At 67.2% G+C, this 13,282-nt stretch carries 11 protein-coding genes; 3 read left to right on the forward strand and 8 right to left on the reverse strand.

Annotated features, from left to right (window positions below):
- Positions 1–6: 6 nt before the first annotated feature.
- Positions 7–1,629, reverse strand: coding sequence for an FG-GAP-like repeat-containing protein (locus tag AC3WR5_RS21640; RefSeq protein WP_492487049.1), 1,623 nt, complete (start codon positions 1,627–1,629; stop codon positions 7–9).
- Between the two features lie 564 nt (positions 1,630–2,193).
- On the opposite strand from AC3WR5_RS21640, the gene AC3WR5_RS21645 reads away from it, so the two are divergent.
- Together AC3WR5_RS21645 and AC3WR5_RS21650 are read left to right on the forward strand one after the other, a co-directional pair.
- Positions 2,194–3,294, forward strand: a complete 1,101-nt coding sequence (locus tag AC3WR5_RS21645) for a type IV toxin-antitoxin system AbiEi family antitoxin (protein WP_492487051.1) — start codon at positions 2,194–2,196, stop codon at positions 3,292–3,294.
- Positions 3,287–4,261, forward strand: a complete 975-nt coding sequence (locus AC3WR5_RS21650) for a hypothetical protein (RefSeq protein ID WP_492487053.1) — start codon at positions 3,287–3,289, stop codon at positions 4,259–4,261. The genes AC3WR5_RS21645 and AC3WR5_RS21650 overlap by 8 nt, the downstream gene beginning before the upstream one ends.
- Here AC3WR5_RS21650 and hpaI read toward each other — a convergent pair.
- From hpaI to AC3WR5_RS21670, 4 genes are read right to left on the reverse strand one after another with little or no spacing between them, the layout of a single operon-like run.
- A complete protein-coding gene (gene hpaI / locus AC3WR5_RS21655; protein WP_310733313.1) occupies positions 4,185–4,985 on the reverse strand; it encodes a 4-hydroxy-2-oxoheptanedioate aldolase in 801 nt (266 codons plus the stop codon). The two genes, AC3WR5_RS21650 and hpaI, sit on opposite strands and share 77 nt — an antisense overlap.
- Positions 4,985–6,466 carry an NAD-dependent succinate-semialdehyde dehydrogenase gene (locus tag AC3WR5_RS21660; protein ID WP_492487055.1) on the reverse strand — a complete coding sequence of 494 codons (1,482 nt, stop codon included), beginning with the start codon at positions 6,464–6,466 and terminating at the stop codon, positions 4,985–4,987. Before AC3WR5_RS21660 ends, hpaI begins: the two co-directional genes overlap by 1 nt.
- A gap of 8 nt (positions 6,467–6,474) precedes the next feature.
- A complete protein-coding gene (locus tag AC3WR5_RS21665; protein WP_492487057.1) occupies positions 6,475–8,004 on the reverse strand; it encodes a UxaA family hydrolase in 1,530 nt (509 codons plus the stop codon).
- A 26-nt stretch (positions 8,005–8,030) separates the two neighbouring features.
- Positions 8,031–9,011: a tripartite tricarboxylate transporter substrate binding protein gene (locus tag AC3WR5_RS21670; RefSeq protein ID WP_492487059.1), complete on the reverse strand. Its 981-nt coding sequence runs from the start codon at positions 9,009–9,011 to the stop codon at positions 8,031–8,033.
- Positions 9,012–9,115: 104 nt separating this feature from the next.
- Here AC3WR5_RS21670 and AC3WR5_RS21675 point away from each other — a divergent pair, with 104 nt between their 5' ends.
- Positions 9,116–10,060, forward strand: a complete 945-nt coding sequence (locus AC3WR5_RS21675) for a LysR substrate-binding domain-containing protein (RefSeq protein WP_492487061.1) — start codon at positions 9,116–9,118, stop codon at positions 10,058–10,060.
- A 51-nt stretch (positions 10,061–10,111) separates the two neighbouring features.
- Here the strand turns inward: AC3WR5_RS21675 and upp are convergent, their stop codons facing one another.
- Genes upp through AC3WR5_RS21690 form a run of 3 tightly spaced genes read right to left on the reverse strand, consistent with a single transcriptional unit; the run spans position 10,112 to position 13,234 of the window.
- A complete protein-coding gene (gene upp / locus AC3WR5_RS21680; protein ID WP_492487062.1) occupies positions 10,112–10,735 on the reverse strand; it encodes a uracil phosphoribosyltransferase in 624 nt (207 codons plus the stop codon).
- 14 nt (positions 10,736–10,749) lie between these two features.
- Complete coding sequence (locus AC3WR5_RS21685) at positions 10,750–11,970, reverse strand: URC4/urg3 family protein (protein WP_492487064.1); 1,221 nt, start codon at positions 11,968–11,970, stop codon at positions 10,750–10,752.
- Positions 11,963–13,234, reverse strand: a complete 1,272-nt coding sequence (locus AC3WR5_RS21690) for a GTP cyclohydrolase II (RefSeq protein ID WP_492487066.1) — start codon at positions 13,232–13,234, stop codon at positions 11,963–11,965. The genes AC3WR5_RS21685 and AC3WR5_RS21690 overlap by 8 nt, the downstream gene beginning before the upstream one ends.
- Positions 13,235–13,282: the final 48 nt, after the last annotated feature.

The raw sequence follows: 13,282 nt of genomic DNA on the forward strand, positions 1-13,282 counted from the left end.
TGAGGGTCAGGATCCTCGCTTTGGCGTCAAGGTGGCGATGCCCTCGGCATCCTTTATCTTGGCGCTAGGGTTTTGAGGTGCCTTTTGACCGAACAGGAACTTGGCTGCGGCAGCCTCGGGTGGGAACGACGAAAACTGGGCGGTGACGATGTCGAGGCGGCCGTCGTGGTTGAAGTCTGCCAACCCGAGCGCATGCGGCTCCTCGGCGACAAAGGCGGTGTAGAGCTTCTCGAATTGAGCGCTGGGCGCGCCAGCCGGCGTTCGATTCAGGTAGATGGTGATCGCGCCATTGCCTTGGCCGTCGGAGTTCAAGTTTGCCAACACAATGTCGATTGTCCCGTCGCCATTCATGTCGGCGAGCCGCAGGTCATAGGGAGCACCTTCCACCATGTTCTGAACGGTGAAGGCAGGCGTGGGGGCTGCGGTTGCCGTGCGATTCAGCAGCACGCTGAATGTCTTCCCGGTTTGCTGCGAGCTGTTGTTGGCGCTGACGAGATCAGGAAGCCCGTCGCCATCCACATCGCCGGTTTCCAGGCCGGTGACGCCGTCGGCAACCGGGATTGCGATCGCAGGGGCGAAAGTGATGGGTCCACCTGCCGCGGTGGTGTTGATCAGGATGTCTACCTCAGGGGCCAGAAGGTTGCCGACGGCGAGGTCGGGCTTGCCATCGTGATTGACATCCAGGGTGCGCACCGAGAAGCTGTAGGAGCTCGCGCCGGGGCTGCTGGTGAGCGCGCCGACCTTGGTCAACTGAGGCGTTTCAGCGCCCTTCGGGGTGGTGTTCCTCCAAACCGACACGGTGCCGCTCACGCCTCCTGCCGTGGCGATGTCTTCGATGCCGTCGCCATCGAAGTCCGCGGTTGCCGCGTCGTAGGTGGCCGAGGACAGTGCGACATCGGTCCTGGAAAAGGCAAGGTCGTTCCCCCCAACTTTGGTGTCGTTCAGGAGCACGTAGAAAGCCGTCGCGTCCGAGGTCGAGACAATCAGGTCCGGGCGACCGTCACGGTTGAGGTCGGCACTGCTGACCCTGAACGGAGCGGAGGGAAGGGCAACAGTGATTGCCTTTGCGAATTTGGACTTCCCGGACTTCTCCGGCGTGGCGTTGCGCAGGATCGAGAGTGCGGGCGCGCCACTGCTGGCCGCGGTGAACACGGCGTCGGGCTGGCCGTCGCCGTTGAGGTCAGCGACCGCAGCGCCCTGCACAAAGTTCGAGATGCTTGACGAACCCGCTTCCAGCCAGACTTTTCCGGCGGTGGGCTGAGCCGCGGGGTTGGTCAATTTCAAGCCGAATTCCAGCGGCGTGCTGACCTGCCGGCCAGTGATTGGCACCGTGACCATCTTCATGGTTTGTCCAGGCTCAAAGCTGAGGGTTCCCTTGGTCTCGGTGTAGTCCCGCCCCGCCACGGCGGAGCCGTCCACGGTGGCGAAATCGACTTGTGCGTACGATGCAATGTCGCTGCTGCGAATGACCTCGAATTGCACCACGGTGGTGAATCGGTCTGGTTGCGCCGTGGTGTCGTGGACAGCAAATGCAACGCCGGCAAAGGCGTGCGTTGCCCATGTCCCGGACAGCGCCATGCAGACGGCGGCCGAACGAAGGGCTGACACAAGAGAGGGAGAGCGGGTCATGGGGTTGTGGATGATTCGATGCCTGTGGCGGGCGATGGTGCCGAGGAGGGTGCGCAACTGGAACTTCAAAATGCCAGGCGGTGAACGCCGCTGAAGCGACCCTTGCGGTGGAAATTCCCAGTCGGGAAAGTAACCTGCCGGGCGACCGAAAGTCCTGCCCTTTCGATGACCAAATCGTGACTGTCCCGAACGGGAATGTCCCGAGGCCCTCGTGTGTCATGACGACGTTCCCCCCAATCACCGCTGCCGCCACGACCGGTGAGTCATCAAGGCCAGGATTGGCGCCTGCCGCTGCACCGTCAATGGCGAGTCGCAGCAACTGTTCGACAGGCTGGGCGACAAGTTCAAGGCCACCGTCCTGAGCGATGGCGAATTGCGCGTGAAGTGCAGCCGCGTGAGCTTGGCCGCCTGCAAAGGCGGCCCGGGGGCGGGTTGAGCGGAGCAGGGGGCATATTTGCTGTGCAGCAAATATGTCTAAAACAGCTAATTTATGAGCTTGAGCTATATTGGCTGGGCAGCTAACATGAGCCCATGTCTGGCATCCTTCATGACGACAGCGACTTGGTGGCGGCCCTGCTGGAGGCGCTGACATCAGCGACCCAGCTCCACTGCCTGGCGCGCCGGGATGGCGTGCGCTTTCGCGACGGACATGAGGATGTGCGCGAGCTGGATGCGGCGCTGCAGGTGCGAATGCCTGACGGGCAAGTGCTTGAGCTTGCCATCGAGACCCGACGAACCGCCTATCCGAGAGATGTCCGTCTGGCGGTCGAGCAGCTCGGGGCCTACGAGGGCAGTCGAACCGAAGCTGCGCGGCAGGTGCCCGTGCTGCTGGTCGTGGCCGCTGACCACCTGAGCCAAGGTTCACGCGAGGCCTTGCGCAAGGCCGGCATCAACTACTTCGACACGAGTGGCACGCTTTATTTCCATCATGGCACTTGGCTGGTGGACATCGAGCGAGCGCCCCAGGCCCTGCCGGGGCGGCGCATTGGCAGTGTCTTTTCCGGCGCGCGTGAGCAGGTCGTGCATGCGATGCTGATGCATTGGCATCGCACTGCGGGGCGCGACTTCATTTCGGGCGCCGAACTGGCCCAGATGGCCGCGACTTCCGCCTACACCGTCTCCAAGACGATGCAGGAGATGGAGCGCCAGGACTGGGTGCAGTCAACGGGCGCAGGGCCGACCCAGCGGCGCCGAATTTCCCGGCCTGCCGAACTGTTGGATGCCTGGGCGGCTGTTTGGGCTGCGCGGTCCGAAGTGCGCAGTCGTTGGTACGGCTTCGCGCCAGAAGGCATCACGAGCGCGCTGGCCAAGGGGCTCGTCGAGCGAAATGGATGGGTACTTACCGGTGCGGCTGCGGCCAATCTGCTGGTTCCCACCTTGACCAGCGTGGACCGCGCGGTGGTCGTCGTGCCGCCAGGCAAGGGCGAGGATTGGGCAGAAGGGTTGAAGCTCAAGCCCGCGGACAAGGGTGCCAACTTCATGTTCATCGAACGCGAAGGTGCCGCGCTGCTGTTCGCCGAAGAGCTGCCGGATCATCCGGGCCTGCGCGCTGCCAGCCCCTTCGTCCAGTACCTGGACCTGCTGGACGGCGTGGGCCGCAACAAGGAACTGGCAGCCGAATTCCGGCAGCGCTACCTGAAGCTTGACGAGGCTAGCGATGTCTGACAAACCCAAGAAAGCCGCGGGGTACAGCCCCGACATGACGCTGGCGTGCGAGACCCTGTTGGTCTTGCTGCTCCGCGCCTTCGGTGAACTGGGCAGTGGCCTGCGTCTCATCGGAGGCTTGGTGCCGCGCTACCTCGCACCCGAGTCGCCGCCGGACGTGCCTGCCCACGTGGGATCCAACGACGTGGATGTGGTCCTCGATGTGGCGGTACTGGCGGGCCTCCAGACTCCGGGCGATCTGAGAGCTCGGCTGGAGAACGCCGGATTTGCCCCATTCCAGAACGGCAAGGGCGGGGAGAGCCGCTGGCAATGGGAGCGTGAGATCGACGGCAACTGGATGCGGGTTGACCTCCTGGTCAACACCACGGACTTCCAGGACTTCAAGCAAGTGCCCATCGCCGATGGCAGCCTGTTCGCAGGCGGCATGCCGTTCGCAGCCATGGCCACCGATTGGTGCCGCGAGCGGTCCTTGACGGTCGCGCTGCCCGATGGCGGCGAGACGGCGACGGAAGTTGTGCGGCATGCCGATGCCGGCGCCTTCATTGCACTCAAGGCGCTCGCCTTGGGCCGCCAGGAGCCCAAGGATGTGGCCGACATCGTCCACGTCCTTCGCTATCTTCCAGGCTCGTGGTCGGCGCTGTCTGCACTTTTTGTGGAACGCCTCCGACCCCGGGGCCCCTACCAGCAGGCCCTGCGCACCGCGCTCGACGCACTCGACCTGCATTTCTGTGACGACGCGCAGACAGAAGGCTTCCTCAAGGATGGCCCCAGTCGCTTCAGCGAGTTCCACGACATTCTCGATGAGGACGAGCGTTTGCTGGAGCAACGAAACGTCAGCGCGCTGGTCACCGCCTTTCTGGACTCGGTCGAAGCCAGCGGGGCATGGGCATTCAATAAGGGCCGCCGCTCGGTACGGATGACGGGCCGCCCAGGCCGAATTCCGCGGCGCGCTGGCGCACTGCGCTGATCATCAGCGTCACGTCGATGCCCACGGCAACGAAGCGAGCGCCCAGGTCCAGGTAGCGGCGGGCCGCGGCCACGTCGCCGGTGAGCGTGCCGGCGGCCTTACCGCTGGCGTGGATGCGGCGGATCGCGTCGTCGATGGCGGCCTGCACCTCGGGGTACTGGGGCTGGCCGAGATGGCCCATGGAGGCGGCCAGGTCGGCCGGCCCGATGAAGACGCCGTCCACGCCGTCTACCGCGCAGATCGCCTCCAGGTTGGCCAGCGCGGTGACGGTCTCGGCCTGGACCAGAAGGCAGACTTCGTCGTTGGCGCGGTGGACGTAGTCGGCGCGAGCGCCCCAGCGCGACACCCGGGCCACCGCGGCGCCCACGCCGCGCACACCTTGCGGTGGATAGCGCGTTGCAGCCACGATGGCGCGCGCCTGCTCGGGCGTGTCCACCATGGGGACCAGCAGGTTCTGGGCGCCGATGTCCAGCAGCTGCTTGATCAGCGCGGGGTCGCTGTTCACGCTGCGCAGCACCGGCTGGCCGCGATAGGGGGCCACTGCCTGAAGCTGGGCCAGGCTGGCGCGCACGTCGTTGGGCGCGTGCTCGCCGTCGATCAGCAGCCAGTCGAAGCCGGCCGTGGCACAGATCTCGGCGCTGTAGGGATGGGCCATGGACAGCCACAGGCCGATCTGCGGCTCGCCGCGGGCCAGCGCGGCCTTGAAGGGGTTGCCGGCGGCGATCATGCCAGGCCGCCTTGGCAAAGGTACTTGATGTGCATGTAATCCTCCAGGCCGTGGCGTGACCCCTCGCGGCCGTAGCCGGATTCCTTGACGCCGCCGAACGGGGCCGCCTCGGCGGCAACCGCGCCTTCGTTGATGCCGACGATGCCGCATTCCAGCGCGCTGGCCACGCGGGCGATGCGCCGCACGTCCTGCGAGTAGAAGTAGGCGGCCAGGCCGAAGGGCGTGTCGTTGGCGTCCCGGAGCACCTCGTCCTCCTGCTCGAAGCGGAACAGCGGCACGACCGGGCCGAAGGTCTCCTCGGCGCACAGCGCGGCGGCCTTGGTGGCGCCAGCCAGCACCGTAGGGGCAATGTAGTTCGGGCCCAGCTCCTCGCGCACGCGGTGGCCGCCCACCAGCACCTTGGCCCCCTGCGCAACCGCGTCGTCGATGTGGCGCAGGATCTTGTGGACCGCGCGCTCGTTGATCATCGGCCCGATCTGTGCATCGGCCTCGGTGGCCGGACCGACGCGCAACGCACCCGCCTGGGCCGCCAGCTTGTCGGCAAAGGCTTCGAACACACCGGCCTGCACGTAGACGCGGTTGGGGCAGACGCAGGTCTGGCCGCCATTGCGGAATTTGGCGGCCATCAGGCCCTGGACTGCGGCGTCCAGGTCGGCGTCGTCGAACACGATGAAGGGGGCGTTGCCGCCCAGCTCCAGCGAGAGCTTCTTGAGGGTCGCGGCCGACTCGCGCGCCAGGTGCTTGCCCACCGGCGTGGAGCCGGTGAAGCTGATCTTGCGCACCCGCCCGTCGGCCAGCCAGGCATCGACCACGGCAGGCGTTTGGGCGCGCGAGGCGCAGATGATGTTCAGCACGCCGGCCGGCAAGCCGGCCTGTTCGGCCAGGTGCACCAGGGCCAGGGCCGTCAGCGGCGTGTCCTCGGCAGGCTTGGCCAGCACGCTGCAACCTGCGGCCAGGGCCGGCGCGATCTTGCGGGCGATCATCGCCGCGGGGAAGTTCCAGGGCGTGATGACCGCGACCACGCCCACCGGCTCCTTGATCGCGAACATCTGCCGGCCGACCACCGGCGGGGCGATCACGTCGCCGCAGATGCGCACCGCTTCTTCGGCGAACCATTCGACATAGCTGGCTGCGTACAGCACCTCGGCCCGGCCTTCGGCCAGCGGCTTGCCCTGTTCGCGCGAGATCAGGCGGCCCAGGTCGTCCTGGTTCGCCAGGATCAAGGCCAGCCAGCGCTTGATGACCTGGGCCCGGGCCTTGGCGGGGGTGGCGCGCCAGGCCGGGAAGGCGGCGTAGGCGGCATCGGCCGCCTGTTGCGCGTCGTCGGCGCTGCTGTCGGGCACCTCGGCGATCAGGCGCTGGTTGGCCGGGTCAGTCACCGGCAGCGTGGCGCCGCCAGCCGCGGCGCGCCAGGTGCCGGCAATGAAATTCCGGGTGCGCAGCAGCTCGCTGTTGTGCAGGGTCAGGTCGTGTTGCATCGGGATGTTCAGCTCACAATTCCAAGGTGCCAGGGGACGAATTCATGGTCGCCCAGGCCAAGTTTTTCGCTGCAGGTGGCTTCGCCAGAGGCCGCACGCAGGATGTGCTCGAAGATCTGGCGGCCCATCTGGTCAATGCCGAGCTTGCCGTCGATGACCAGGCCGCAGTTGATGTCCATGTCTTCGCTGAGCCGCTCGAACATCGGCGTGTTGGAGGCCAGCTTCAGCGTGGGGGCCGGCTTGGAGCCGAACATCGAACCGCGGCCGGTGGTGAAGCAGATCAGGTTGGCGCCGCTGGCGATCTGGCCGGTGGTCGCCACCGGGTCGTAGCCTGGCGAGTCCATGAAGACAAAGCCGGTTTCGGTGATGGGCTCGGCATATTCGTAGACCGCGCGCAGCGGCGTGGTGCCGGCCTTCATCGCCGAGCCCAGCGACTTCTCGACGATGTTGGCCAGCCCGCCGGCCTGGTTGCCGGGGCCCACCACGCCGTTGAACTGGCCGTTGTGGCCGGCGGTGTAGCGCTTCCACCAGTCCAGCCGGGCCAGCAGCTTGCGGCCCACGGCCTCGCTGACCGCGCGGCGCGTCAGCAGGTGCTCCACGCCATGGATCTCCGGCGTTTCCGACAGGATGGCGGTGCCGCCATGGGCGACCAGGATGTCCATTGCCGCACCCAATGCAGGATTGGCGCTGATGCCGGAAAAACCGTCCGAGCCGCCGCATTCCAGGCCGATCTTCAGGTGGCTGGCGGGCACCGGCACGCGTTGGATGTCATTGGCCGCCGGCAACATGGCCTGCACGGCGGCAATGCCTGCCACGATGGTGGCGCGGGTGCCGCCCGTCTGCTGCATCACCAGGCTCTGCAGCTGCCGGCTCTCATACAGGCCTTGCGAGGCCATCAATTCAGGCACCTGATTTCGCTCGCAGCCCAGGCCCACGACGACGACGCCGCCCAGGTTCGGGTGGCGGGCATAGCCTGCCAGCGTGCGGCGCAGCACATCGAAATGTTCGCTGGGCGAGGACATGCCGCAGCCGCTGGTCTGGGCGAAGGCGACGACACCATCGACATTCGGATAGGCGGCCAGCCGCTCCGGCGTGAACCATTCGGCCACCTTGTGGATCACCGTGGAGGAACAGTTCACCGAGGCGATCAGGCCGATGTAGTTGCGCGTGGCCACCCTGCCATCGGCACGCACGATGCCCAGGAAGGTGGCCCGCTCGTGCGCTGGCAGCGGGGCCGCGGGCTTCAGGTCGGTGCCGAATTCGTAGGCGAAGCCGTCGCGTTCCTCGTGGCGGATGTTGTGCGTGTGCAGGTACTCGCCGGCTTCGAGCGCACGCGCCGCGAAGCCGATCACGGTGTCGTACTTTAGGACGGCTTCGCCCTCGGCGATGGCGCGGGCCGCGATCTTGTGCCCGGCCGGCACCTGGGCGCGGGCGCGCAGACCCATGCCAGCCAGGGTTTCGCCCAGCGCAATGGGGCGCCGGGCGATCAGCACGTTGTCCCGCGGGTGCAGGCGTATCAGCGGTGCGTTGTTTTGCATGAAGCCTTGAAGGAGGGCGGTGGTGGTCATCCCTTGGCAAGCAGCTCGCGCAGCTTGAGCTTGTCGATCAGCAGCTTTTCCTTCTGCATGGTTTGGGCCACGTACTTCTCGTAGTCCGGGCCGTCCAGGTACATCAGCGGCGCATCGATCCTGCCGCAGGCGGCAGCGAACTCCGGGCTGGCGGCGGCCTGCCTGAAGGCCGCGCGCAGCCTGGCCAGCACGGCAGGGTCCAGTCCCTTGGGGCCGCCAATGCCATTCGGTGCGTCCACCACCACCGGGAAGCCCTGCTCGCTGACGGTGGGCACGTCCTTGAAGTCATTCGTGCGGCGTGCTCCCAGCGTGCCCAGCAGACGCAGCTTGCCGGACTGCACATGCGGCGCCCAGGAACTGGAGTCGATCAGCAGGTCGACTTCGCCACCCAGCACGGCCTGCAGGGCCGGTGCACCGCCCTTGTAGGGGATGTGCAGCATCTCGATGCCGGCGACCTGGTTGAATTCCTCCATGCCCACATGCGTGGCGCCGGCCACGCCCGCGCTGGCATAGGTCAGCTTGCCAGGGTGGGCCTTGGCATCGGCCACCAGCTCCTTGATGTCCTTCCAGCGCGCCTCGGCCTGGCACACGATGCCAAAGGTCTGGCCCGACACGCGGGCGATGTAGCTCAGGTCCTTCAACGGATCGAGCGGCACCGAGCCCAGCTGCGAGAAGCGCGCCACCGAGATGGGAATCTGGCCGATGGTGTAGCCATCGGCCTTGGCCGCGGCCAGCGCGCGCAGGCCCAGCATGCCGGCCGCCCCCGCCTTGTTGTCCACCACGATGGTCTGGCCCAGTGGCTTGGCAGCCTCCGCGCACAGCACGCGCATCGTCATGTCCGCCGTGCCGCCTGCGGGCCACGGGCAGACGAAGGTGATGGGGTGGTCGGGATAGCCGGCGGCAGAAGCGCGGCTGGTGGCAGCGAGCGCAGCGGCGCTCAAGCTGCCAAGGATGAAGTGGCGGCGGCTGGCATGCATGGGGAATGTCTCCTGTTGTAGTGGCGCCCATTCTTCGCCTTTGGCTCATGGCGATCCAATCACATAGTGGACTGTCTTCATTCCGTCCAGGTTATGGTCGCGGGATGGCTGACATTGACCGTGTGCTGCGCTCCAACCTCAAGCTGCGCCACCTGCAACTGCTGGTGGCCCTGGATGAATTCCGCCACCTGGGGCGGGCTGCCGAGTTCCTGTCGGTGACCCAGCCGGCCGTCTCCAAAACGCTCGCGGAGATCGAGCGCATGTTCGAGCTGAGTCTGTTCGACCGTTCTACGCGCGGCACCGAGCCCACCCCGTATGGCGCCGCGGTCGTGCGCTTCGCCCGCTCGGTGCTGGCCGACTACGGGCGCACCCGTGACGAGATCGCATCCGTGGCCAGCGGCGCGGCTGGCCGCACCAGCGTGGGCTGCATGGTGGTGGCCATGCCGGTGCTCTTGACCCGGGCGGTGGCCTTGCTCAAGGCCCAGTCGGCACAGAGCACGGTGCTGGTTGAAGAGGGTGACCTGACCCGTTTGCTGCCGCGGCTGCGGGTGGGCGAGCTGGATCTCTTCGTCGGCCGGTTGGAACCTGGCTATGCCGCGCCGGACCTGGCGACCGAAGCGCTGTACGAGGAGCCGATGCGTGTCGTGGCCCGTCCCGATCACCCGCTTGCCAGGCAGGCAAAGCTCGCGTGGCGCGACCTGGCGCGCGAGCCCTGGGTCGTGCCACCGCCCTGGGCTTCCTCGCGCATCAAGCTCCACCAGATGTTCTACAAGCATGGGCTGAACCCGCCGGCGGATCTGATCGAGTCGGCTTCCTTCCTGGCCACGCTCAGCTTCGTGCGCGACCGCGCCGCACTGGGCTTTCTCGCCCAGCAGGTGGCGCTGCATTTCGAGCGCGAGGGCCTGCTCAAGGTGCTGCCCATCAAGGTGCCGATCGAATTGCCGCCGGTGGGCATCATCACGCTGCGCACTCGCGTGAACACGCCCAGCAGCGCGCAACTGATCCGTTGCCTGCGAGAGGTCGCAAACGAGTTGGTGAGCGGCCAGTAAGGCGGAGCGAAGGTTGGCAGGCAGCGCTGGGCCGAAGAGGCTGACGTGCAGCTACTTCGTCCCGAACAGCCGATCCCCCGCGTCCCCCAGCCCCGGCACGATGTAGCCGTGTTCGTTCAGGCCGCGGTCGATGGCTGCGGTGTAGACGGGCACGTCCGGGTGGGCTTCGGTGAAGTTCTTCAGGCCTTCGGGGGCGGCGAGCAGGCAGACGAAGCGGATGGACTTAGGGCGGGTTTCCTTCAGGCGGTCGACGGCGGCGACGGCGGAGTTGCCGGTGGCGAGCATGGGGTCGAGCACGATGGCGTCGCGGTTTTCCATGTCGGCCGGCATCTTGAAGTAGTACTCGACGGCCACCAGCGTCTTCGGGTCGCGGTACAGGCCGATGTGGCCGATGCGGGCACCGGGCACGACGTTGAGCATGCCGTCCAGGAAACCGGCTCCCGCCCGCATGATGCTGATGAACACGGTTTTCTTGCCGTCGATCACCGGGCTCTGCATGGGCTCCAGCGGCGTCTCGATGTCGATCAGCTGCGTGGGCATGTCGCGCGTCACTTCATAGGCCATCAGCATGCTGATCTCGCCCATCAGGCGGCGGAAGCTGTTGGTGCTGCGGTCCCTCTCGCGCATCAGCGTGAGCTTGTGCTGGATCAGCGGGTGGGTGACGTGGTGAATCATGACTGCCTTGTTGCTCAAAACACCGTGCCGTCGCTGGCGATGTTCAGCGGCGGCTTGCCGCCTTCGCGCAGCGTCCTGGCGATCTCGCGGCCTGCCGCCCAGGTGCCGCCTTCGAGGATGCAGGCCAGCGGCATCTCGGCGGCGGTCTTGCCAAGCCGGGCGCGCACCAGCGGCGCGAGTTCATCGACCAGCGCGACGGTGAGTGCGCGCCACTCGATGATGGCCTCGTCGGCCGCGGTGTACGGGCGCGCCGCGAAGTCCGGGTCGCGCGGCAGCAGCACCTGCGTGTCCAGCAGCAGGCCGCCATTGCGGTACTCGGGCAGGCCGGTCATGCCGTCCAGGTCGGTCAGCGTGATGCCGGCCCACTCGAAGGGTTCGAGCAGCGAGTAGGTCAGCCACTGGCTGAGCTTGTGGAAGGGCACCCAGCCGGCGGTGGTGCCGCTGCCGCCCGCGGCGGGGTGCTGCCAGCAATCGCCCAGCGGCACGCCTTCAAGTTCGCTGCCGGTGAGCCAGATGGGGCTCAGGTGGTCGAGCAAGGCCTGCAGCACGCGCGGCGCGGGCAGGTGGGTGGTTTGGCCGTTGTCGGTGAGCAGGTCTACCAGGCCGCCAGGGCGGCCTTCGGCGCCGAAGGCCGCGGGCTGGGCGGCCAGCGTGTCGCCGAGCCGGCGCAGCAAGGTGGCTCGGCCTTCGAGGCCGACGAGCGGGTTGTCGCTGCCGACCTGGAACATTGCGGCCAGCATTGCTGCGTCCAAGCGTTGCAGTGCCGCGGCGTCCACCCGCAACGGGTCGTTTGCGTCGGACGAAAACAGCCCCTGCAGGAAGCCGCGGAAGCTGGCGACGCCCAGGCCCTCGGAGCGGGTGAACGTCTGGCCTGAGGCCGCCTCGGCATAACGCCATTGCGGCCCGGCGCCGGCGTCCAGCAGCACGCTGACCAGTGTCAGGTCGATGCGCGCGCGGGCCTGCGCGGCTGCGTCGCGCCCCGCCAGCAGGGAGTCGAGCTCGCCCTTGCGGTCCACGCCGCCGGATTCGAAGTGCCGCCAGCGGCTGTGGTACGGAATGCGCAGGTCCGGGTACTGCCGGCGCGTCACCTGCTCGACCAGTTGGGCGGCGGCTTCAAGTCGGCAGCGCTGCACGGTGAAGTGGCGCGACTGGCCTGCGTCGGCCGCGGCGAGGATGTTGCCGCAGCGCTCGCGGATGGTCGTGGTGGATCGCAGTTTGGAAGCCAGGTCAGCCAAGCGTGCGCCCCTTGGTGGCTGCGAGCTGATCTCCGTCCGGGACTGCACCGTCCGTGAAATACCCCGCAGCGATCTTGGCCTCGATCTCGACCCGTGCATCGGCTGGCACCAGCTCGTCCGGGATCTTCACGCGCTCGCCGACCTCGATGCCGCTGCCGGTGATCGCGTCGAACTTGTCGTTGCTCATGCTGACCAGGCGATGGATCTTGCGAATGCCCAGCCAGTGCAGCACGTCGGGCATCAGCTCCTGGAAGCGCATGTCCTGCACACCGGCCACGCACTCGGTGCGCAGGAAATACTTGTCCGCGCTGTCGCCGCCGAGCTGGCGCTTGCGGGCGTTGTAGACCAGGAACTTGGTGACTTCGCCCAGCGCCCGGCCTTCCTTGCGGCTGTAGGCGATCAGCCCCACGCCGCCTTGCTGCGCGCCCTTGATGCATTCCTCGATCGCGTGCGTCAGGTAGGGCCGGCAGGTGCAGATGTCGGAGCCGAACACGTCCGAGCCGTTGCACTCGTCGTGCACGCGCGCGGTGAGCGTCACGTTCGGATCGGCCAGGTCGCGCGGGTTGCCGAAGATGTACAGCGTCTGCCCGCCGATGGGCGGCAGGAAGACTTCCAGGTCGCTGCGTGTGACCAGCTCCGGGTACATGCCGCCGGTTTCCTCGAACAGGTTGCGCCGCAGGTCGGCCTCGCTCACATTGAATCGCCTGGCCACGCCGGGCAGCCACCACACCGGCTCGATGGCCACCTTGGTGACCACGGCCGAGCCGTTTTCCAGCAGCACGCGGTTGTCCGGCACCAGGCGCTGGAAGACCATTGCGTGGCGGATCTCGGGCAGGTCGATGTGGGCCTTGGTGACGGCAATCGTCGGCCGCACGTCGTAGCCCTGGGCGATGTGCTCGCTGAACACGTCCGCCACGCTGGCGCCCCAGGGGTCGATCGAGACCATTTTCTCGGCCTCGCCCCACTGCGGGTTCGGGCCGATCAGGTCGGTCGGCGAGGTGTTGGTCAGGTCGGCCCGGTGGCCCTTGACCAGGTTGCCCGCCGCGACCGCCAGCGCGCGGTACACGCCATAGCTGCCGCTGTGGGTGCCGATGACATTGCGCTGGCTGCGGTTGGTGGTGGTGCCGATGACCGGGCCGCGCTCGGCCGCGGTGGCCGCGCCCCAGTGGATCGCGGGCGCGCCGCTCGGGCCCTGCTGGCCCGGGTGGCTGGTGAGGCGGATGTGCCGGGTGGCACGCACGTCCCCTGACTTCTCACTGCTCATCTCGCACCGCTCCTGCTTGGTGGCCGACGTGAACAAGCATACGCCGTC

It is taken from the genome of Ideonella sp. FW305-24 (genome assembly GCF_058788035.1).